This window comes from Pseudomonas sp. NPDC077649, assembly GCF_044542855.1.
Taxonomy (GTDB): Bacteria; Pseudomonadota; Gammaproteobacteria; order Pseudomonadales; family Pseudomonadaceae; genus Aquipseudomonas.
In genome coordinates this window covers 596,882-617,102 of sequence record NZ_JBITVF010000001.1, presented here as the reverse complement: position 1 = coordinate 617,102, position 20,221 = coordinate 596,882, and the positions used below count along the sequence as shown (strand labels likewise).

20 protein-coding genes are annotated in these 20,221 nt (G+C 66.2%); 16 read left to right on the top strand and 4 right to left on the bottom strand.

Translation table 11 applies throughout. From position 1 onward, the window contains the following. Entirely contained in the window at positions 1 to 1,152 is a 1,152-nt protein-coding gene (locus tag ACIGFL_RS02690; protein ID WP_397496059.1) for an efflux RND transporter periplasmic adaptor subunit, read from the bottom strand. A 137-nt stretch (positions 1,153 to 1,289) separates the two neighbouring features. Here ACIGFL_RS02690 and ACIGFL_RS02685 point away from each other — a divergent pair, with 137 nt between their 5' ends. Next, complete coding sequence (locus ACIGFL_RS02685; protein ID WP_397496058.1) at positions 1,290 to 1,910, top strand: TetR family transcriptional regulator; 621 nt, start codon at positions 1,290 to 1,292, stop codon at positions 1,908 to 1,910. Positions 1,911 to 1,926: 16 nt separating this feature from the next. On the opposite strand, the gene ACIGFL_RS02680 is transcribed toward ACIGFL_RS02685, so the two are convergent. Continuing rightward, the gene (locus ACIGFL_RS02680) at positions 1,927 to 2,124 is read right to left on the bottom strand and encodes a heavy-metal-associated domain-containing protein (RefSeq protein ID WP_397496057.1); all 198 of its coding nucleotides are present in this window, start codon (positions 2,122 to 2,124) and stop codon (positions 1,927 to 1,929) included. 139 nt (positions 2,125 to 2,263) lie between these two features. Here ACIGFL_RS02680 and ACIGFL_RS02675 point away from each other — a divergent pair, with 139 nt between their 5' ends. From ACIGFL_RS02675 to cueR, 10 genes are all read left to right on the top strand, one after another. Next, positions 2,264 to 2,656 carry a hypothetical protein gene (locus ACIGFL_RS02675; protein ID WP_397496056.1) on the top strand — a complete coding sequence of 131 codons (393 nt, stop codon included), beginning with the start codon at positions 2,264 to 2,266 and terminating at the stop codon, positions 2,654 to 2,656. Positions 2,657 to 2,719: 63 nt separating this feature from the next. Next, a complete protein-coding gene (locus ACIGFL_RS02670; RefSeq protein ID WP_397496055.1) occupies positions 2,720 to 5,104 on the top strand; it encodes a heavy metal translocating P-type ATPase in 2,385 nt (794 codons plus the stop codon). 147 nt (positions 5,105 to 5,251) lie between these two features. Further along, on the top strand, positions 5,252 to 7,309 hold the full coding sequence (locus ACIGFL_RS02665; protein WP_397496054.1) for a type VI secretion system tip protein VgrG: 2,058 nt from the start codon (positions 5,252 to 5,254) through the stop codon (positions 7,307 to 7,309). Further along, positions 7,306 to 8,145: a DUF4123 domain-containing protein gene (locus ACIGFL_RS02660; protein ID WP_397496053.1), complete on the top strand. Its 840-nt coding sequence runs from the start codon at positions 7,306 to 7,308 to the stop codon at positions 8,143 to 8,145. Before ACIGFL_RS02665 ends, ACIGFL_RS02660 begins: the two co-directional genes overlap by 4 nt. Then, positions 8,142 to 8,633 carry a hypothetical protein gene (locus tag ACIGFL_RS02655; protein ID WP_397496052.1) on the top strand — a complete coding sequence of 164 codons (492 nt, stop codon included), beginning with the start codon at positions 8,142 to 8,144 and terminating at the stop codon, positions 8,631 to 8,633. Before ACIGFL_RS02660 ends, ACIGFL_RS02655 begins: the two co-directional genes overlap by 4 nt. A 2-nt stretch (positions 8,634 to 8,635) precedes the next feature. After that, complete coding sequence (locus ACIGFL_RS02650) at positions 8,636 to 9,100, top strand: hypothetical protein (protein ID WP_397496618.1); 465 nt, start codon at positions 8,636 to 8,638, stop codon at positions 9,098 to 9,100. Further along, the gene (locus tag ACIGFL_RS02645) at positions 9,093 to 10,889 is read left to right on the top strand and encodes a hypothetical protein (RefSeq protein WP_397496051.1); all 1,797 of its coding nucleotides are present in this window, start codon (positions 9,093 to 9,095) and stop codon (positions 10,887 to 10,889) included. The genes ACIGFL_RS02650 and ACIGFL_RS02645 overlap by 8 nt, the downstream gene beginning before the upstream one ends. A gap of 186 nt (positions 10,890 to 11,075) precedes the next feature. After that, positions 11,076 to 11,303: a hypothetical protein gene (locus tag ACIGFL_RS02640; protein WP_397496050.1), complete on the top strand. Its 228-nt coding sequence runs from the start codon at positions 11,076 to 11,078 to the stop codon at positions 11,301 to 11,303. A gap of 3 nt (positions 11,304 to 11,306) precedes the next feature. Further along, on the top strand, positions 11,307 to 12,260 hold the full coding sequence (locus tag ACIGFL_RS02635) for a hypothetical protein (protein ID WP_397496049.1): 954 nt from the start codon (positions 11,307 to 11,309) through the stop codon (positions 12,258 to 12,260). A 49-nt stretch (positions 12,261 to 12,309) separates the two neighbouring features. Beyond that, positions 12,310 to 12,741: a Cu(I)-responsive transcriptional regulator gene (gene cueR / locus ACIGFL_RS02630; protein ID WP_397496048.1), complete on the top strand. Its 432-nt coding sequence runs from the start codon at positions 12,310 to 12,312 to the stop codon at positions 12,739 to 12,741. A 202-nt stretch (positions 12,742 to 12,943) separates the two neighbouring features. Here the strand turns inward: cueR and ACIGFL_RS02625 are convergent, their stop codons facing one another. Next, positions 12,944 to 13,831, bottom strand: a complete 888-nt coding sequence (locus tag ACIGFL_RS02625) for a PA4780 family RIO1-like protein kinase (protein ID WP_122108194.1) — start codon at positions 13,829 to 13,831, stop codon at positions 12,944 to 12,946. A 145-nt stretch (positions 13,832 to 13,976) separates the two neighbouring features. Further along, a complete protein-coding gene (locus ACIGFL_RS02620; protein ID WP_397496047.1) occupies positions 13,977 to 14,720 on the bottom strand; it encodes a 5-oxoprolinase subunit PxpA in 744 nt (247 codons plus the stop codon). A 220-nt stretch (positions 14,721 to 14,940) separates the two neighbouring features. Between ACIGFL_RS02620 and ACIGFL_RS02615 the strand changes: the two genes are divergently transcribed. From ACIGFL_RS02615 to ACIGFL_RS02595, 5 genes are all read left to right on the top strand, one after another. Then, on the top strand, positions 14,941 to 17,169 hold the full coding sequence (locus tag ACIGFL_RS02615; RefSeq protein WP_397496046.1) for a TonB-dependent receptor domain-containing protein: 2,229 nt from the start codon (positions 14,941 to 14,943) through the stop codon (positions 17,167 to 17,169). Between the two features lie 298 nt (positions 17,170 to 17,467). Beyond that, positions 17,468 to 18,130, top strand: a complete 663-nt coding sequence (locus ACIGFL_RS02610) for a TetR/AcrR family transcriptional regulator (protein ID WP_021446338.1) — start codon at positions 17,468 to 17,470, stop codon at positions 18,128 to 18,130. After that, positions 18,130 to 18,714, top strand: coding sequence for an IMPACT family protein (locus tag ACIGFL_RS02605; RefSeq protein ID WP_397496045.1), 585 nt, complete (start codon positions 18,130 to 18,132; stop codon positions 18,712 to 18,714). The genes ACIGFL_RS02610 and ACIGFL_RS02605 overlap by 1 nt, the downstream gene beginning before the upstream one ends. Next, positions 18,711 to 19,265 carry a DUF922 domain-containing protein gene (locus ACIGFL_RS02600; protein ID WP_397496044.1) on the top strand — a complete coding sequence of 185 codons (555 nt, stop codon included), beginning with the start codon at positions 18,711 to 18,713 and terminating at the stop codon, positions 19,263 to 19,265. The genes ACIGFL_RS02605 and ACIGFL_RS02600 overlap by 4 nt, the downstream gene beginning before the upstream one ends. Before the next feature lie 132 nt (positions 19,266 to 19,397). Next, positions 19,398 to 20,108 (top strand): SIMPL domain-containing protein, encoded by a 711-nt coding sequence (locus ACIGFL_RS02595; protein WP_122108190.1) that lies wholly within the window; start codon positions 19,398 to 19,400, stop codon positions 20,106 to 20,108. Positions 20,109 to 20,221 lie beyond the last annotated feature (113 nt).

Below are 20,221 nucleotides of genomic sequence, written 5' to 3'. Positions count from 1 at the left end.
TCACTCCTGCGCCGTGGCTTGCGCCGGGGCTGCCTTGGCCTCCTCGACCTGTACCGGACTGTCCGGGCGCACCTTGGCCAGGCCGTCGACCACCACCCGGTCGCCCTCGCTGACGCCGGAGGTGATCAGCCAGCGGCCGTCGGCCGTATCGCCGGTGCCGACCTGGCGCATACGCGCGATGCCCTGCTCGTCCACCACGTAGACGAAGGTGCCGCGCGGCCCCTGGGCCACCGCCCGCTCCGGCACGGTGATGGCGTCGGGCCGGGTCAGGCCCTTGACCAGCACCCGCACGAACTGTCCCGGCAGCAGCTTCTGCTCGGGGTTGGGCACCACGCCGCGGGCGCTGACGGTGCCGGTGCCACGGTCGATCAGACTGTCGGTGAAATCCACCTCGCCCTCCACCGGATAGGCCGAACCGTCGCCGAACTGCACCTCAACGTTGAGTTTGCCGCTGGCAGGCGGCACCAGGCTGCCTTCGGACAACTCGCGGCGCAGGCGTTCGGCCTCGGCGTCCGGGTAGGCGAAGTTGACGAAGATCGGGTCGAGCTGGGTGATCTGGGTGAGCAGGCTGGCGCTGGGATCGCCGGCGACGATCAGGCTGCCCTCGGAGACGCTTTCCTTGCTGGTGATGCCGGTGATCGGCGCCTTCACCGTGGTGTAGTCGAGGTCGATCTGGCGCGATTGCACCTCGGCCTGGGCGGCCTCGATATTGGCCTTGCTCTGCTCGAAGTTGGACACCGCATTGTCCAGCTCGCTCTCGCTGGCGAAGCCCTTCTTCTGCAGCTCGCGAATGCGCTTGAGGTCGCGCTCGGTCTGCCGAAAGCGCGCCTGCTCCTGGGCCAGCGCGCCCTTGGCGCGGGCCAGCGCGGCCTGGTAGGGACGCGGGTCGATGCGAAACAGCAGCTGATCCTTCTGCACGCCGCTGCCTTCCTGGTAGGTGCGCTCCTGGAGAATACCGCTGACCTGGGCCCGCACCTGTACCTCGCGATAGCCGGCGGTGCGCGCCGAGTACTCCAGCACCACCGGCAAGGCGCCGGCCTTGACCTGCTCCACGGTCACCGCCGGGGGTGGCGCGTCGGCACCCAGGGTGGCCAGCGGCAGCACGGCTAGACTCAGGGGCAACAGCGAACGGAACAGGCGAACGAACGACATGAGGCACTCCTCTCCTTGGCGACGCGCATGGCGAAGGGCGCACGACGGACTCGCCAGTCGCGCGGCGCCACCTGCTGGCACGGCAAAATCGGTAAACTCGGCTCAACCAGAGCCTAGCCAGAATTGACCGAATCGCCATGCGCCGAACCAAAGAAGACGCGGAGAAAACCCGCTGCGCCATCCTCGCCGCCGCCGAGCTGCTGTTCCTCGAACAGGGCGTGGCCCATACCAGCCTGGAGCAGGTGGCGCGCCGTGCCGGGGTAACGCGCGGGGCGATCTACTGGCACTTTCAGAACAAGGCCCATCTGTTCCACGAAATGCTCAACCAGGTGCGCCTGCCGCTGGAGCCGCTGGCCGAACAATTGGAGGCCGCCGACGGCCTGACCTCGCTGCAGATGCTGCGCGACCTGTGCGTCGAGGCCATGGCCCACCTGGCGCAGGATGCGCAGCGCCGGCGCATCTTCACCATCCTGCTGCGCCGCTGCGAATTCACCGAGGAGCTGCGCGAAGCCGAGGAGCGTCACGAGGCCTTTATCAACCAGTTCATCGCCCTGTGCGAACAGCAGTTCGCCCAGGCGGCGGTGCAGCCGCTGCTGCAGCCGGGCATCAGCCCGCGCCTGGCGGCGCGTACCCTGCACGCGCTGATCGTCGGCCTGTTCAGCGACTGGCTGCGCGACCCCAACCTGTTCGACCCGCAACTCGACACCCCGGCCATGGTCGACAGCTGCTTCCGCGGCCTGCTGCGCAATTGGCAGTAGGCGGCCCCGCGTCACCCTACGCGGGCTGCGCCTGGTAGCCCTCCTGACGAATCGCCGCCAGCAACTGCTCCTGGCTCAGTCGGCTGGCCACCCGCACCTCGCCGCCCGCCAGGTCGACCTGCACCTCGGCCGCAGCGTCCAGCGCCCTGATCGCCTCGCCGATGGCCCGCACGCAATGACCGCAGGACATGCCGCTCACCTTGAAAATCTGCATCTGTCACTCCTCGTTGGTTTGCTTGACGGCGTTCAGTCTCGAGCTTGCCACGGTGGCAAGGTCAAGCCCCCGGGTGCAGGCCGCTTGCCGATCCGGCTCGATGAGCCAAGCTCAATAGGTCTTCGAAAGGATCGCCGCCATGCGCCTCGCCCTGCTCCTGCTCACCGCCCTGCTGAACCAGCCGCTCGCCGCCCAACCCCTGGCGCCGCTGCCCGACACCGCCCAGGGCGAGGGCTATGCGGTGCTGATCGTCTCGCGCGAGCGCCTGGAGGTGGCCAGCCCCTGCGAGGTGGCGCTGTACCTGCAGGACCAGTTGGCGGCGCGTCTGTATCAGGGCCAGTCGGTGGCCTTCAACCTGCCGCCGGGCAGCGTTGCGCTGCGTCTCGGCCTGCAGGGCCCGGGCGCCTGCGGCCTGGGTATCGCCCAGCTCAGCGGCCAGGCGCTGCAACTGCAGGCCGGCGAGGTGCGCCGCTACCGCATCGCCATGGACGCCGCCGGCCTGCGCCTGCATGCCGCACCGCCCGTGCATTGAAGTGCTTGACCTTGCCATGGCGTCAAGGTTGATCCTGTAGCCCTCGCTACAGGGAGACCCAGCATGTCCAACCTCACCACCTACGACCTGCCGATCCAAGGCATGACCTGCGCCAGTTGCGCCGGCCGCGTCGAACGCGCCTTGCGCCAACTGCCCGACGTGACCAGCACCAGCGTCAACCTGGCCAGCGAACAGGCGCGCATCGAGGCGCCGGGCGACAGCCTCGGCGGGCTGATCGCCGCGGTCGAGCGCGCCGGCTACCGGGTGCCGAGCCAGCCGCTGGAACTGGCCATCGACGGCATGACCTGCGCCAGTTGCGTCGGCCGCATCGAACGCGCCCTGCACCAGCTGCCCGGGGTGACCCGCGTCGCGGTCAACCTGGCCGACGAGAAAGCCCATCTGCAGGTGCTCGCCGGCTTCGACGTGCAGCTCGCCCTGCGCGCCGTCGCCGCCGCCGGCTACCATGGCCGCCTGCTCGAGCAAGGCCCGTCCGAGACGCACATGGCGCAAAAGCGCCTGCGCCGCGAACGTCTGGTGCTGCTGGCGGCCATCGCCCTGACCCTGCCGCTGGTGCTGCCGATGCTGGCCGAGCCCTTCGGCCTGCACTGGATGCTGCCGGCCTGGGTGCAATTCCTGCTGGCCACGCCGGTGCAGTTCGTGTTCGGCGCGCGCTTCTACCGCGCCGCCTGGCAAGCGCTCAGGGCCCGCGCCGGCAATATGGATCAGCTGGTGGCCATCGGCACCAGTGCCGGCTACGGCCTGAGCCTGTACCAGTGGGCGGTGACCCCGGCCGGCGGCATGCCGCACCTGTATTTCGAGGCCTCGGCGGTGATCATCAGCCTGATCCTGCTCGGCAAGTACCTGGAAAGCCGCGCCAAGCGCCAGACCGCCGGCGCCATCCGTGCCCTGCAGGCGCTGCGCCCTGATCGCGCCGTGCGCCTGGTCGACGGCCGCGAGCAGAGCGTGGCCATCGATGCCCTGGCACTCGGCGACCGGGTCGTGGTCAAGCCGGGCGAGCGCTTCCCGGTGGACGGCCGGGTCGTCGAAGGCCACAGCCACGCCGACGAGGCGCTGATCAGCGGCGAGAGCCTGCCGGTGGCCAAGCAACCGGGCGACAAGGTCACCGCCGGCGCGATCAACGGCGAAGGCCGCCTGCTGGTGGAAACAACCGCGCTGGGCGCGGAGACCGTGCTGGCACGGATCATCCGCCTGGTGGAGGACGCCCAGGCGGCCAAGGCGCCGATCCAGAAGCTGGTGGATCGGGTCAGCCAGGTGTTCGTGCCGGCCGTGCTGCTGGTCGCCCTGGCCACCCTGCTCGGCTGGCTGGCGTTCGGCGCGCCGCTGGAAAGCGCCCTGCTCAACGCCGTGGCGGTGCTGGTGATCGCCTGCCCCTGCGCCCTCGGCCTGGCCACGCCGACCGCGATCATGGCCGGTACCGGCGTGGCCGCGCGCCACGGCATCCTGATCAAGGACGCCCAGGCGCTGGAAGTGGCGCATGCGGTCGACACCCTCGCCTTCGACAAGACCGGCACCCTCACCGAAGGGCGCCCGCGTATCGTCCACCTCGGCCTCGCCGGGGCCGACGAAACCGAGCTGCTGCGCCTGGCCGGCGCCCTGCAGCAGGGCAGCGAACACCCGCTGGCCAAGGCCGTGCTGCAACGCTGCGCCGAGCTGGAGATTGCCCTGCCCGCGGTGCGCGACAGCCGCGCGCTGGCCGGCCGCGGCATCGCCGGCACGGTCGAGGGCCGTGCGCTGCAACTGGGCAGCAGCCGCCTGCTCGACGAACAGCAACTGCAGATGGACGCGCTGGGCGAATCCGCCCGAGCCTGGGAAGCCGAGGGCCGCACCCTGTCCTGGCTGCTCGAAACCGGCGAATCGCCGCGCCTGCTCGGCCTGCTGGCCTTCGGCGACGCGCTCAAGCCGGGCGCGGCCGAGGCGGTCGAGCAGTTGCGCGCACAGGGCATCGCCAGCCATCTGATCAGCGGCGACAACCGCGGCAGCGTCGCCGCCGTGGCCGGCATATTGGGCATCGACCAAGCCCACGCCGAGGTGCTGCCGGCGGACAAGGCGCGGCTGATCGGCGAGCTGCGCCAGAAGGGCACAGTGGCCATGGTCGGCGACGGCATCAACGACGCCCCGGCGCTGGCCGCCGCCGACGTCGGTATCGCCATGGGCGGCGGCACCGATGCGGCCATGCACGCCGCCGGCATCACCCTGATGCGCGGCGATCCGCGCCTGGTGCCGGCGGCGCTGGAGATCAGCCGACGCACCTACGCGAAGATCCGCCAGAACCTGTTCTGGGCCTTCGTCTACAACCTGATCGGCATTCCCCTGGCCGCCGCCGGCCTGCTCAACCCGATGTTCGCCGGCGCCGCCATGGCCCTGTCCAGCGTCAGCGTGGTCAGCAATGCGCTGCTGCTGACCCGCTGGAAGCCGCAAGACTTGTAGGAGAAGGCTTACCCGCGCGGCGCCAGCCCAGGCGCCGCGGCGGTTTTTTCATGACCCGGCGCATAGTATGGGAATGCCATCATTGAACCGCTGCCCGGCGTCCGGCACCCTTCAGCCCTCGCCCAACTCAAGGATGGAGGCCACGGCATGCTGGATGCCAACCAGGCGCATATCACCCTCACCATTCCCGCCCTCGACAACGACCTGCAGGTGCTGAGCTTCGAAGGCCGCGAGGCGCTCAACAAGCCCTACCGCTTCGACATCGAGCTGGTCAGCCAACGCGCCGACCTCGACCTCGACGCGCTGATCAACCAGACCGCCTACCTGGCCTTCGGCCCCTCCGGCAAGGGCGTGCACGGGGTGATCTACAGCATCGAACAGGGCGACTCGGGCAAGCGCCTGACCCGCTACCGCATCGGCCTGCGCCCGCAACTGGCCTACCTGGCGCACCGCCACAACCAGCGCATCTTCCAGCACCTCACGGTGCCGCAGATCGTCGGCCAGATCCTCGAAGAGCACGGCATCCACAGCGATGCCTACCAGTTCCAGCTCGGCTACCTCTACCCCGAGCGCGACTACTGCGTGCAGTACGACGAATCCGACCTGCACTTCATCCAGCGCCTGTGCGAGGAAGAAGGCATCAGCTTCCACTTCCAGCACGGCGAAACCGGCCACCGCCTGGTCTTCGGCGACGACGCCAGCGTATTCCCCAAGCTCGCGCCGCTGAGTTACCAGCAGGACAGCGGCCTGGCCGCCGACCACGAGGTGGTGCGCGCCTTCGGCGTGCGCCTGGAAACCCGCAGCACCCAGGCCAGCTGGCGCGACTACGACTTCGAGCAGCCCAAGCTGCAGATGGAGGCGGACTACCGCAGCGAATTCGCCCCGGCCCTGGAGGTCTACGACTACCCCGGCCGCTTCACCGACCGCACCCGCGGCAAGCACCTGGCCAAGCGCAGCCTGGAGCGCCTGCGCAGCGACTACGAGCTGGCCGAAGGCGAGAGTGACGCCTACCTGGCCTGCGGCCACTTCCTCGCCCTGGCGGATCATCCACGCGAACCGTGGAACGACCTCTGGCTGCTGGTCGAGGTGATCCACGAGGGCAAGCAACCGCAGGTGCTGGAAGAATCAGTCACCAGCAACACCCAAGCCGGTGATGGCTTCCAGCAGGGCTATCGCAACCGCTTTACCGCCGCGCCCTGGGACATCCCCTACCGCCCCGCGCTCGAACATCGAAAACCCAAGGTACTGGGTAGCCAGACCGCCGTGGTCACCGGCCCGGCTGGCGAGGAAATCCACTGCGACCAGTACGGCCGGGTCAAGGTGCAGTTCCACTGGGACCGCGAAGGCCAGAGTAACGACACCACCAGCTGCTGGCTGCGCGTGGCTTCCAACTGGGCCGGCAAGGCCTACGGCGGCGTCGCTATCCCGCGGGTGGGCATGGAGGTGCTGGTCACCTTCCTCGAAGGCGACCCCGACCAGCCGCTGATCACCGGCTGCCTGTACCACGCCGAGCACCTGGTGCCCTACGACCTGCCGGCGAACAAGACCCGCAGCGTGTTCAAGACCCTGAGCAGCCCGGGCGGTGGCGGCTACAACGAGTTTCGCATCGAAGACCGCAAGGGCGCCGAGCAGATCTACATCCATGCCCAGCGCGACTGGGACGAGAACATCGAGCACGACCAGAAGATCCGCGTCGGCAATGAACGCCACGACACGGTGGAGGCCAACAGCTACAGCGAGATGCGCGCCGAGGAACACCGCACCACCGACCTCGAGCGCAAGGTGGAAGTGCGCGCCAACGACCACCTCACCGTCGCCGTCACCCAGCACAACAAGATCGGCACCGGCCTGTTCATCGAAGCCGGCAACGAGATTCACTACAACGCCGGCAGCAAGGTGGTGATCGACGCCGGCATGGAACTCACCGCCGCCGGCGGCGGCAGCTTCCTCAAACTCGACCCCAGCGGCGTGACCCTGAGTGGGGCGACGATCAAGATGAATTCGGGGGGCGGGCCGGGGAGTGGGTCGGGGTTGAAGATTTTGCTGCCGGTGATTCCTGGCATGGCCGATAGCGACAAAGCCGGAAACCTGCTCGAAACGGCGCTTGGCCAGCCAAAGTTAAGGGCACCGCAAGGCATTTGTCTGGAGTGTTGGAAAAAGGCACTGCGTGAAGGGCAACTGCTGCAAGCAGGTGACCGGGCATGAGTCTCGACTTGATGGAAGCGGCCTGGAACCAGGCCAGGAAAAACCAGCACCGCTGCCTGGCCATCGTCGAAATGGGATTACTGCCCGACACCTCTCGCCTGCACCTCCTGCAAACCAACCACCCCAAGCAGGCGCTGATGCATCAGGCAGAGTTCGCCGAACTCAAGGATCACGGCCCTTGGTTGTTGGATCTAACGGCTCTGCCATTCAGCGACTGCCAGACGCTTCTGACACTCGACGACACCTCTGCCTGGATGGGCTGGCTCAATACCGCCTGCGACCTTGGCAGCATGGCCGGGCACCTGGGCGATGCACTGCTGGCAACCGATGAGCACGACGGCATTTACTTGCTGCGCAGCTATGCCCCTGGGGTGCTGCCACTGCTGCATGCCCGCAGTGAGACAGAATGGCATGACTGGCTGTTCGGCCCGTTGCTCGAGTGGTGGCGGCCAACAACCGATGAAGGCTGGCAAGCCTTGCAAGGTAAAGGGTTGAGCAGCCCGGCAGCCTATCAGCCCATCGTTATGGATCAGGCGCTTTGGCAGCAACTGCAGCTTGACCCCCTGGCCTACAGCCTGACTGCCGAACTGGAGAAAGAGTCAGCCGAGGTGTTCACCAGTAACTGTCATGGCGACCGTCTAGACCAAGTGCAACGAGCGCTCGATGCCGCTCGCGAGCAAGGGCTGGAGCAAGCGGAAGACATCAGCCTGTTTGCCACCCTGCATCTGCTCGACCGCCAGTTCCCAGCGCACTGGCCGAACTGGCCAAGCGCCCTGCAACAGGTTAAGGAACAGCGCATGCCGCTCGCGCAAGCGCTGAGGACTCTGGATACATGAAGCTCATCAGGCCGTCTCTGCTGCAAAGCACATGGCGTCGGCGCGGGCTGATCCTTTCCCTACTGATCGTACTGCTGCCCCTGCTGGGGCTATATCTCTATGGGCAGTTACGCACGCCGGGAGCAATGTTGACCTCGGAAAACTATATGGATAGACCGATAGGAAGTTTCTGGGTCAACGACTTTTGGGGCGGTAACCTGGCCGTAATGGGCGCAGGAGGCATCATGTGCTGTAGGCGCGTGGACGGCCCGACTGCAAAGTTAGTGTGGATTCTTAGCATGTCCAAGACTCAGGAAGATCAGGGAAGGCAAATAGAACGCCACGAGATTGAACTACCCATGCTCCCACGGAGCCGTAACGACCGCTACCTGCATGTACGGTTCGATCCGGGCAACCAGGTTCGCTTGGGCTGGAGCCCGGATCTGTTCAGCCCGTTTTCACCACGCCCTGATCGCTCCCAACCCAACGAACAAGGCAGCCAACCATGAGCCTGGTCTTGAACTCACCCAATAAACGCAAGTGGCGTCGACGCGGGCTGATCCTTTCCCTACTGATCGTACTGCTGCCCCTGCTGGGGCTATATCTCTATGGGCAGTTACGCACGCCGGGGGCAATGCTGACCTCGGAAAACTATACGGATAGGCCAATATTCAGCTATTGGGTTAACGACAACTGGGGAGGTAACGGAGGCGTGACTTGTTGCTGGCGCCTGGACGGCCCGACCGCGAAGGTAGTCTGGATTCTCAGTCGAACGGGTGAACAGGCTCGTCAAGGTGTCAAACAGGAACGCCACGAGATCGAACTCCCTATGCCCCCGCGAGGCCGTGATGACCGTTATCTGCATGTACGGTTCGATCCGGACAACCAGGTTCGCCTGGGCTGGAGCCCGGATCTGTTCAGCCCGTTTTCACCACGCCCTGAAAGGGCGCAGAACAAGGAAGTTGACCATGAGTAATGCCAATCTGGATCGCGCCCAGGCCATCAGTGCACGTGCGAGCCGTGGCGTGGGTAATGGCAAGACAGCGGTACTGCCCTGTGGCGCCACCCTGCATATCGGCTTCTTCTTCGACGGCTTTGGCCGCAATCTGGAGGAGGATCTGCGCAACGATCGCCTAAGCAATGTCGGACGACTGTTCCTCGCACACCCCTACGACCAGAGCTATCCGCCACCCGATCCTTTCAGGCAATTGCAAAAGTTCTATATCTCCGGCCTGGGCGCCACTTTCGATGCCAGCCTGGGCGGCGGGGCTGCGGTGCTCGGTGCGGGGCTCAAGGGCATGGCGAGCAAGGCCGAGGGCAACCTGGCCGAGTTGCCGCAAGGCACGGCAACCGATACGGCGGTAGAAGCCGGCAAGGATATGCTGACGGGCAAGAACTGGTGGGAGCGCCTGCAGCGCAACCTGAGCCACGGCAACCTGGCCAAGGCGGTGGCAGCGGCAGTGGTGACGGCAGGCGCCGAGCTCTCCGAAACGATTCGAGATAATCCGTTGAGCGCCGAGCTGTTCAAGACGGGCGTGGATACGCGGCTGGAATCGGCATTCCAAGCGTTCAATGATGCAATCGGCAAAGCACGGACTGCTGGCGATGTGCAGCTCAAACGACTCGCCATATCGGTCTATGGCTTCGACTTCGGCGCCACCTTGGCGCGCGCCTTCTGCCACAAATTGTTCGAGGCCTGCGAGCCGGGCAGCACCCGCTATCAGGGCTTAGAGCTGGAGGTGGTGTTCGCCGGGCTGTTCGATGCCGTGGATCGCAGCATGCAAAGCTCTATCGTGCTGGAGTACCTGCTGCCGCTGGTCAACCGGGTCGAGGATGGCGAATGCCTGCCAGGGCCAGTTAAGGCCGCCTTGCACCTGGTCGCCGCCCATGAGGTGCGTGGCACCCGGCGTGCTCGGCTGATCGGCACCGGCTCGCTCACGCCGCGCTGGGAGGAACGCCTGGTGCCAGGTGTGAGCGACGATGTGGGAGGCGGGTTGCGCCGGGAAGATGCGCCATACAGCCGTGAGCTGCACCTGGCTTGCCTGCACGAGATGTATCGGGCGGCTTATCGGGCGGGAGTACCCTTTTACTCACTTGAGCAACTGTATGAAGTAGACGCTGATGTGGCAGGCCTTTTTGAGCTCAATGACCATATCAACGGCACCAGCGCCCTCGCAGCCAGCACGCGCTATCGGGCTCGCGCAGGCGCAAGCGCAGCCACTGCGGAAGGTTTTCTGGCCCACCGCCGTCTCTACATTCGTCGCCTGCGTCTGCTCTGGCAGCTTTATCGCGAACAGTCCCAGGCCTTTGCTCAGGAAGAAGCACGCCTGGAGCGTCCCCTGCTGGGCCGTGAGAGCACACTGGGCAGGCTGTTGGGCGAGGGTAGCGAGAGCATGGCTCAGGCAGAACGGCGGGATACCGCACTGCGCCGCGTCCGTGCCAACCAAGCGCAACTGCGCAAGACCCATGGCTGGCTCGAGGATGTTCAGCGCGAGGCCGAACGGCTGAAAGCAGGCTTCAATACCGCCGAGGAACAAGCCTTGCTCGATGAGTGGTTCAGGGCGGATACACCCAGTCTGAGTTTCGATATCGAAGATCTGCTGGAGTACTTCCTAACTGACCGGCAGATGATCAGCCAGTTACAACCTGAAATCACATATCCCAAGTACTTTCTGGTACGCAATTTCGATGTACCCGATCCCACCAAAACCCAAGGTTTGGCTCCCGACCCACTGGGCCAGGTAATGCCTCGCAAGGCTTGCTGACGAAGGAGTGGGAAAGCGGTAGGCCTCTAGCTCGGGTATCTGGGCGTTTGTTCAGTGCAATACGCGCACTATATCGATCCGCGTTCAAGCCAGTGGGTCAACGAACTGCGCCTGCCCGGCCAGCACGAGTACCGCCAGGGCATGGTCAGCTTCGACGGGCACGAGGAATAGAAGCGCTCGACCGGCTTGCTCGGTTCCGCTAAGCGCTGTGTGCCGCTGGTCTGGGGCGAAGACGACCCCATTCCCTTCGACATAGATATCGGCACTCGCGTAGTGCCGGAAGCCGATGGCAGCGTCCGCCTGCGCCGCGCCTATCACGAGGACGTCGAGGATCTAGCGGTCATCCGCGGCAGCCTTACCTACCAACCCATCGAAGGGCTCTACCTGCCGCCCATCGATATCGACCTGAGCTAAACCATGACCGTAGCTACCAACCACCCCTTCGCCCAACGCCTGGCCCGGGTGCCGGACAGCCGCCTGCTCCAGGCCGATCAGCCGACCGGTGCGCCTCTGATATGCATGCCCGAAGTGGAGGAACAGACCGAGCACTACCTGGCCATCGAGCATGGCGATAGTGCGGACAGGGGGATGCTGACAGGTGCTCTTGGTGGGGGGGTGGGTATTGCCTGTTTCATAATGGGCATCCTTGCCTACGCGGATCGAGATACTGAGTGGGTTATTTACAACCTACTTATCAGCTTGGCAGCAATCATCCTTCCATTTATCTGGGAAGTCCTGCGCCCTATGCCCCTTCCCATCCTGCTCAACCGACGCACCCGCGAGCTGTATTTCGAGCAGGACGACGAGCTTTACCACACACCCTGGGATGACGTCGCGGCAGCCGCCTACGCCTACGGCACCGTTGGCCCCTATACCGCCGGCATGCGCCATGCGGCGCTCGAAGTTCTCCTGCATCGCTTCGGCCACCCCGAGGAGCAGGTGCTGATCAACCTCGGCTCCCCCATCGGCAAGAGTCTGGAAATGCAATTGGGCTTCTGGGAATACCTGCGCGCCTATATGGACAACGGCCCCTGGTTCGACGAGCACGGCCAGCACAGCGACTCTCCGCAGTTCAGCCAGAGCTTGCAGGAAGTACGCAATAGCAAGGGCCAATCGGTACGACTGTATTGGAGGTTGATCAAGGACCAATACCGTGCCAACCAGGGCCGAAACTTTCTCAGCTATACCGACTTCATGCTGCTGCTCGGCAGCATGCTGTTGCTGCCCGTTCGTACCCTGCAAAACTTCACCTACGCCATCGCCAAGCGCCGCTCGCGCAGCCAATGGCCGCAGATGATTCGTGAGCGCCTGCGTGCCGACGGCCCGACTAGTCGGCTGGTGGATCTGGAGCGAGAACAGGGCCTGATTTGATCGCCGCCGCGCTATCCTGGCGCAATCTGCTCACGACGAGGCTCCAAGCATGAACATCGGCCAAGCCGCCAAGCACACCGGCCTCAGCGCCAAGATGATCCGCTACTACGAGTCCATCGACCTGCTGCCGCGGGCCGGGCGTACGGAGAGCGGCTATCGGCAGTACAGCGCCAACGACCTGCACAGCCTGGCCTTTATCAAGCGGGCGCGGGATCTGGGGTTTTCCCTGGAGGAAGTGGGCCGGCTACTGGCGCTGTGGCAGGACAAGAGTCGCGCCAGCGCCGATGTGAAGGCGCTGGCCGAGGGACATATCGCCATGCTTTCGCGCAAGATCGCCGAGATGAGCGCGCTGCGCGATACGCTGGTGGAGCTGGCGAACAGCTGCCAGGGCGATAGCCGGCCGGATTGTCCGATTCTGCAGGGGCTGGAAGAGGGCGTGGGTTGCGCCGCGCCGGGATGTTCGTCGCACCCTCAGCGCTAACGACGCGGCGTGGGGTACACAGCGACTAGGGTGTCGCGGGGCCGCCCAGTTCGTGCGCACCAGAGGCTCGCGCGCGGCGAACCCTACGGACGGCATATCCAGGCGTTGGGGGCATAGCCCTGCAATCCGGGAGATGGAGCGTCAACCCCGGATTTCATGCAGTCCCACAAGCGTCGGCGCGCATGGCGCACCGTCCGCCGAGTCAGCGCATCCAGGGTGGCGTCGGTTCGGCGTCCTTGGGCGCGTCTTCGGCATTGAGCAAGGCCTGGCGCCGTGCCTCTTCGGCCAGGGCGGCCTTGATCTCGCGCATCACCGCATCGATATCGGCGGCGTCTTCGGCTTCGGCGAATTCGCCGGTCAGCTGGCTGTGCGGCTGCAGTTTGCCCGCCTCGTAGAGCGCCCACATTTCCTTGGCGTACTTGGTGTATTTCAGCTCGGGGGCGAATTGGCCGAAGTACTCGGCCATGTTGCGCACGTCGCGTTCGAGCATGCTGAAGGCATGGTTGTTGGCGGCGGCGTCCACTGCCTGCGGCAGGTCGATGATCACCGGGCCATCAGGACCGAGCAGCACGTTGAATTCCGACAGGTCGCCATGCACCAGGCCGGCGCAGAGCATCTTGACGATTTCCTGGATCATGAAGGCGTGGAACTCGCGGGCGTCGTCCGGGTGCAGCTCGACGTCGTTGAGTCGCGGCGCCACGTCGCCCTGGCCGTCGCTGACCAGCTCCATCAGCAGCACGCCGTCGAGAAAGTCGTAGGGCTTGGGCACCCGCACGCCGGCGCTGGCCAGGTGGAACAGGGCCGCCACCTCGGCGTTCTGCCAGGCCTGCTCCTGCTCCTTGCGCCCATACTTGCTGCCCTTGGCCATGGCCCGCGCCTGGCGGCTACCGCGCACCTTGCGGCCCTCCTGATACTCGGCGGCCTGGCGAAAACTGCGTTTGTTGGCTTCCTTGTAGACCTTGGCGCAGCGCAGCTCGTCGCCGCAGCGCACCACATAGACCGCTGCTTCCTTACCGCTCATCAGCGGGCGCAGCACTTCGTCCACCAGGCCGTCTTCGACCAGGGGTTCAATACGTTTGGGCGTCTTCATCGGCGTGGATCACGGGTCCTTTTTGGCCTGGGGCGGGGCTTGCAGGAGCCATCCTCTCACAGCGCGAGGCAGATGCCGACTCCCGCCGCGCATGCGCTGACCAGTTGCCCGACCGGGCAGCGCGGCGAATGCCGGGACCGCGCCCTCAGAGGGCGTCCAGCTGCGCCCGCAAACGCCGTAGCACGGCCAGCGACTCGGGATTGTCGCCGTGCACGCAGAGGCTGTCGGCGCGCAGGCGCAGCGGTTTGCCGTCGAGGTCGGGGAAGGCCTGGCCGCGGGCGATGGCCAGGGCCTGGGCGAGGATGCGTTCGGGGTCCTGGTGCACCGCGCCGCTGAGCCGGCGCGGCGCCAGCTGGCCGTCGGCCAGGTAGGCGCGGTCGGCGAAGGCCTCGAACATCAGCGGCACGTCGGCCTCATCGGCCAGACACAGCTCGCGCTGGTTGTCGGCCAGGGCCAGCACCATCAGCGGCAGGCCCTTGCGGTAGCTGGCGCAGGCATCGAGCACCGCGGCGAGCAGGGCATCGTCGCGCACCAGGTCGTTGTACAGCGCACCGTGCGGCTTGACGTAGGCCAGCTGGCCGCCGACGGCGCGGCAGAAGGCGTCCAGCGCGCCGATCTGGTACAGCACCAGGGCGTGGACTTCCTCGGGCGAGCACTGCAGATGGCGGCGGCCGAAGCCCTGCAGGTCGGGGTAGGACGGATGGGCGCCGATGCGCACGCCGTGCTCGACCGCCAGCGCCACGCTGCGCGCCATGATCAGCGGGTCGCCGGCGTGGAAGCCGCAGGCCAGATTGGCCTGGTCGATCAGCGGCATGGCCAGCGCGTCGTCGCCCATGCGCCAGGCGCCGAAGCCCTCGCCCATGTCGCAGTTGAGAAGGATGCGGTTCATGCCGGCAGCTTAAGGCGCGCCGGGCGATTCGCAAAGGCCGGCGGCTAAATCGAGAAACAGTCGCATTTACAAAATTTACACCCCACTCCCAGCCCAGTCGCCACGCGCCCTGCAGAAGTTGCTCTCGCTGTTGAAATTCATTCGCGATTGAACCTTATATGCAAATCACTATCATCGCGGCCATCTCGCTTCCAATCCTTACACCGCCAGGAGTAGATCGATGTCCGCCCTCAGTTCCCGCAGCGCCTTGGCCAGCGCCATTGCCCTCGTCTCCAGCCTCGGCGCCCAGGCCAGCGAGCCGGTCGCCCTCGGCGACGTGGTGGTCACCGCCGCCGGCTTCGAGCAGAAGATCACCGACGCGCCGGCCAGCATCAGCGTGATCGGCCGCGAGGAGCTGCAGCAGAAGCGCTACAGCAACCTGGCCGAGGCCCTGGAGGACGTCGAAGGCGTCGACATCGGCCAGGGCACCGGCAAGACCGGCGGGCTGAACATCAGCATCCGCGGCCTGCCGAGCGACTACAGCCTGATCCTGATCGACGGCCGTCGGCAGAACGCCGCCGGCAACGTCACCCCCAACGGTTTCAACGAGACCGCCACCAGCTTCATGCCGCCGCTGTCGGCCATCGAGCGCATCGAGGTGATCCGCGGGCCGATGTCGACCCTGTACGGTTCCGACGCCATGGGCGGGGTGATCAACATCATCACCCGCAAGGTGGGCAAGGCCTGGGGCGGCAGCCTGACCCTGGATCACACCTTCCAGGAAAACCGCGACTTCGGCGACACCAGCAACACCAGCTTCTATGCCAGCGGCCCGCTGATCGACAACCTGCTCGGCCTGCAGGTACGCGGCAGCCTGTACGACCGCGGCGAGTCCGACCTCGAGTTCGACGACGACAGCACCGTCAGCAAGCGCGGCGCAGCGCCGGTGGAGGGCCGCAACTACAACCTCGGCGGCCGCCTGACCTTTACCCCACAGGACAACCACGATTTCGCCCTGGACTTCGAGCGCGGCCGCCAGGTCTACGACAACGACGACTGCCAGCTCGGCACCCTGGATGGCAAGAGCGGCGGCAACGCCATCGGCGGCTGCAGCGTCGACCAGCCGACCCTCGCCAACGGCTACCGGGACGAGCTGCGTTTCCAGCGCGACCAGTTCGCCCTGTCGCACACCGGCCGTTTCGATATCGGCACCCTCGACAGCAGCCTGACCCACAACACCACCGAGACCCTGGGGCGCACCATTCCCGGCACAGTGGGCGTGCCCTACACGGGCTACCCGGCCATCGTCGGCGGCGACGAGCGCCTGCTGAAGTCCACCGACCTGGTGTTCGACAGCAAGCTGGTGGCGCCAGTGGGCGAGTCGCACATCGTCACCCTCGGCGGCCAGTACTGGGACGCCAAGGTCGAGGACGGCATCGCCGACGAAGACTTCCAGCAGACCTCCTGGGCGCTGTTCGTCGAGGACGAGTGGCGCCTGCGCCACGACCTGGCCCTGACCCTGGGCGGCCGTTACGAGGATCACGAAGCCTTCGGCGGCCACTTCAGCCCGCGCGCCTACCTGGTGTGGAACACCAACGACAACTGGACGCTCAAGGGCGGCGTGAGCAAGGGCTACAAGACGCCGAGCCTCAACCAGCTGCACGACGGCATCAACGGCGTCACCGCCCAGGGCCGCACCATCACCATCGGCAGCCCGGACCTCGACCCGGAAACCACCACCAACACCGAGTTCGGCGCCTACTACGACAACCTCGCCGGCTTCAGCGCCAATGCCACGCTGTTCCACACCAAGTTCAAGGACAAGATCGACGACGGCGCGCCGATCGCCAACTGCAACTTCCCCGGCGCCCCGAACCAGCCGGGCTGCATCAGCCTGGGCAGCAGCTTCCTGCAGGAAAGCTTCGCGCAGAGCGTCAATATCGGCGAAGCCAAGACCCGGGGCGTGGAACTGGCCAGCCGCTGGCAGTTCGCCCCGGGCTGGACCCTGGCCAGCAACTACACCTACACCGACAGCGAGCAGAGCAGCGGCGCCGACAAGGGTGCACCGCTGACCAACACGCCGCAGCACATGCTCAACGCCAGCCTCAACTGGCATGCAACCGAGCGCCTGAGCCTGTGGTTCAAGGGCGAGTACCGCGGCGAGCGGGCGCGCTTCAATCAGCGCTACGCCAACCTGACGGCCGCCAATCAGGCGCTGCAGGATCAGGTCGGCGACCTCAAGGCCTACGAGCTGTTCCACCTCGGCGGCTCGTTCAAGGCGTCGCAAAACCTCACCCTCAACGCCACCCTCTACAACCTGTTCGACAAGGACTTCCTCGACGGCGAGAGCTACACCACCAATACCGGCGCCAGCGGCTGGGCCTCCTACTACACGCAGATCGCCCAATCCACCACCGGCACCCTCGAAGAGGGCCGTCGCCTGTGGCTGTCGGCCGTGCTCGAGTTCTGACCCGGCACCGTCCCAACCCCGGCCGCACGGCCGGGGTTATCGAATCGGCCCCGGCGCCAACGGCACTGGATCGGCTCGGCCGCGAGCAGGTGCAGGCCCTGCGCGGGGCCGGGCGCTATCGGCGGGATCTGTAGCGAGGGCGGCCATGGGGCGCGCTGGGGACAGCGCCGCACAGCCTTGGTGCAAACCCCGGATTCGCGGCATTTCCCGCCACTTTTCCGCGACTTGCGCTTGTCACCCGGGCGACGCTGGGGTATCTGTGCACTCGCTGTGCTCCCAGATCAGTTCGGAATCGCCCATGACCTTCGAAGTCCCCGCCCATAGCGCCAGCGGCAAGCCCGCCGGGCGCATTCGCCAGAAGAACGAAGAAGCCATCATCCAAGCCGCCGAAGAGGAGTTCGCCCGCCACGGCTTCAAGGGCACCAGCATGAACACCATCGCGCAGAACGTCGGCCTGCCCAAGGCCAACCTGCACTACTACTTCAACAACAAGCTGGGCCTGTACCTGGCGGTGCTGAGCAACATCCTCGAACTGTGGGACAGCACCTTCAACACCCTGACCGTCGACGACGACCCGGCCGAGGCGCTGGCGCGCTACATCCGCGCCAAGATGGAATTCTCCCGCCGCCAGCCGAAGGCCTCGCGGATCTTCGCCATGGAAGTGATCAGCGGCGGCGACTGCCTGTCGCAGTACTTCAACCAGAACTACCTGGACTGGTTCCGCGGCCGCGCCGCGGTGTTCGAGGCCTGGATCGCCGCCGGCAAGATGGACCCGGTCGACCCGGTGCACTTGATCTTCCTGCTGTGGAGCAGCACCCAGCACTACGCCGACTTCGCCTCGCAGATCTGCCGCGTCAGCGGCCGCTCGCGCCTGACCAAGCAGGACTTCGAAGCCGCCACAGGCAACCTGATCCAGATCATCCTCAAGGGCTGCGGCCTGACGCCGCCCGCCAAGCCCTGATGGCCTTCACCCTCAGCGCGCCCTGCGAGTACCGCGAGGAGATCCGCAAGAGCCGCTTTCACGCCCTCGCCGCGCCGGTCGCCAGCGCGGCCGAGGCGCAGGCCTTTATCGCTGCCCACAGCGACCCCGGTGCCTCGCACAACTGCTGGGCCTGGAAGGTCGGCGCGCAGTACCGCTTCAGCGACGACGGCGAACCCGGCGGCACCGCCGGCCGGCCGATTCTCGCCGCCATCGAAGGCCAGGCGTGCGACCAGGTGGCGGTGCTGGTGATCCGCTGGTACGGCGGCATCCAGCTCGGCACCGGCGGCCTGGCACGTGCATACGGCGGCAGCGCGGCCAAGTGCCTGCAGGGCGGCGAACGCCGCGAGCTGGTGCCGCGCCAGGCCTGCCACTGCCACCTGCAGTTCGCCGAACTGGCGCCGTTCAAGGCGCGCCTGGGCGAGTTCGACGCCCTGCTGGAAAACGAGGCCTTCGACGCCAGCGGCGCCCGCCTCGAGCTGGCCGTGCCCGCCGCCCAGCTGGACGCGCTGGATCGTCTGCTGGCCGACCTCAGCCGCGGCCGCGAACGGCTGCGCCAGTCATGAAACGCGCCCTGCTGCCGCTGCTGCTGGCCGCGCCGCTGCACGCCGAGGTGCGCGAGCAGCTCGACTACCGCCACTACGACGCCCACCTCGAAGCGCACGCCAGCCTGCGCCAGGCGCTGAACAGCGCCTCGCCGATCCGCCTGGACGGCCAGACCTACCACGGCTTCACCCGCTGGCAGGTGGAATGGCGCTTCTGGTGGCGGGAGGCGCGCGATGGCCGCTGCCGTATCGAACGCAGCAGCACCCAGCTGCAGGCCAGCATCACCCTGCCGCGCCTGCACGGCGGCGACACCCAGCAGCAACAGCGCTTCGCCCGCTACCTGGCGGCGCTCGAGGAACACGAACTGGGCCACTACCGCATCGGCCAGGCGGCGGCGCAGGCCATCGACGCGGCGCTGCTGGCGCTGCCGGAGCAAGCCGACTGCAAGACCCTGGAACAGCAGGCCAATGCCCGCGCCCACGCCACCTTGCAACGCCATATCGAGCGCGAACACCGCTACGACCGCGACACCGGCCACGGTGAAACCCAGGGCGCCTGGCTGGACGATTGAGCCGGCACGACCTGGTGCCGACGCGGTGCCGACGCGGCAAAGAAAAAAGTTGAACCGCCATTAACCCGAACAGTCACTCTGCTTCGTCTACCCTCGCGTAACGGCCCATCGGCCATCGACAAGGAACCGCCCATGCGCACCATGACCCGTATCGCCACCGCCCTCGCCCTGACCGCCGCCAGCCTGGCCAGCACCGCCCTGCTGGCCGAGGAGGCGCGCTACAACCAGATCGCCCTGCGCGCCGAGGTGAATCAGGAGGTCGCCCACGACCTGATGCACGTCACCCTCTATACCGAAGCGCAGCACGCCGACCCGGCCAAGCTGGCCGCCGAGATCACCAACACCCTCAACCAGACGCTGGAGCAAGTGCGCCAGGTGCGCGGCGTCTCGGTCAAGCTCGGCAGCCGTCACAGCTACCCGGTGTATGACGACAAGGGCCAGAAGATCACCGCCTGGCGCGAGCGCGCCGAAGTGCGCCTGGAAAGCGCCGACTTCGCCCGCCTGTCGGCACTGACCGGCGAGTTGCTGCAACAGATGAAGATGGCCGGCATGGACTTCAGCATCGCCACCGACACCCGCAAGACCCGCGAGGACGCCATGCTCAAGGACGCGGTGAATGCCTTCAAGGCCCGCGCCCAGCTGGCCACCGAGGCGCTCGGCGGCAAGGGCTACAAGCTGGTCAGCCTCAACCTCAACACCGGCGGTTTCCAGCCGCCGATGCCGCGCCACTACGCGGCCAAGGGCATGGCGATGATGGAAGCGGCGCCCACCCCGGAAATCGAGGCCGGCACCAGCCAGGTCACGGTCAGCGCCGACGGCGTCATCGAAGTGCAGATGCCCTGAACCACGCCCCGCAACAAGGCCACGCCGTTATCGTCAGATAACGGCGTTTCGCCATCTTTTCCCTGCAAAATTTTCATAAATGCGACAGCAAGTTACAGCTCTGTAGCGCTAAC